This window comes from Asticcacaulis sp. W401b (assembly GCF_046503825.1).
Taxonomy (GTDB): domain Bacteria; phylum Pseudomonadota; class Alphaproteobacteria; order Caulobacterales; family Caulobacteraceae; genus Asticcacaulis.
The window spans coordinates 1-1,009 of the sequence record NZ_JBKFEE010000055.1 but is presented as its reverse complement, the minus strand read 5'-3'; the positions used below and the strand labels follow the sequence as shown (position 1 = coordinate 1,009).

The window sequence follows — 1,009 nt, the reverse complement described above, 5'->3', positions numbered from 1 at the left end:
TTTTTCGCTGGCGGCAGCACGCAAGGCGTTTGTGTCGTAAGCTTTGTCGCCCAGCACAATGGTGCCTTCCCTCATGGCGCTCAGCATGGTCAAAGCCATTTGGCTATCATGAGCCTGCCCGGCAGTCAGTTCGAGGGCGATAGGTCGCCCTTCGGCATCGACGACGGCATGGATCTTGGTCGTCAACCCGCCACGGGAACGTCCCATGCAGCCATCGTCAAGGCCCCCTTTTTTGCCGTCGCACCATGTTGGTGCACGCGGACGCAGGAGGAGTCAATCATGATGATATCGCCGTCAAAGGCCTTTGATATATCTGCTAAAATCCGATCCCAAACGCCAGCTTTGCGCCACCGGACGAAGCGATTATAGCAGGTGGTCGAAGGCCCGTACCGCTCCGGAATATCCGCCCATGGCGAGCCTGCCCGAAACCTCCATAAGATGCCGTTGATGACGCGGCGATCATCAACACGAGGGACGCCGCGAGGCTTGTTCGGCAGTAGCGGCGAAATAATTTCCCATTCTGTCTCGGTCAGCTCATAGCGGCGACGGGTCATCAAAAAGGCCTCCAAATCAATGGAAGCCTTGAATCACGCGTAAGACAGATTGAAAACCCGTTTTATGAGTTTACGGCCTAGGCGTTGCTGCTTACGACGACTACGTGGCTCAAAGCGATGGTTCGTTACTCTCAACCCGATCCATCCTCGTCCCGTCTGGTCTTTGGTATGTCCAAGGTGGCGGTTTAAATTTGGATAATTGCCTAGGCGCCCCCTTTTTTGAAGCTGCCGATGGTGCGTCAATATATCTTGGCACGTTTGATCTGACGAGCGACAAGATGTCAATCAACATGGATACGACGAGTATTGGGCAAGCCCTGTCAGGCAAGCCGATTAAGCTAGTCCAAGCTCATTGGGTCAATGGATACACCTATCCATGTCGCCAGCTGTCGATGTACGCTCTTGAGTTCGATGGGTTTCCATTTGCAAACGGATACCAATGGGGCTCTCGCGCG

At 54.2% G+C, this 1,009-nt stretch carries 1 protein-coding gene and 1 pseudogene; one reads left to right on the top strand and one right to left on the bottom strand.

The window, feature by feature from the left end; all coding sequences use genetic code 11:
- A pseudogene (locus ACK8OE_RS20830) lies at positions 1-554 on the bottom strand (IS5 family transposase); the annotation flags it as partial.
- A gap of 104 nt (positions 555-658) precedes the next feature.
- On the opposite strand from ACK8OE_RS20830, the gene ACK8OE_RS20825 reads away from it, so the two are divergent.
- Positions 659-1,009, top strand: a 351-nt coding sequence (locus tag ACK8OE_RS20825) for a hypothetical protein (protein ID WP_410274225.1), incomplete at its 3' end; no start/stop codon positions are given.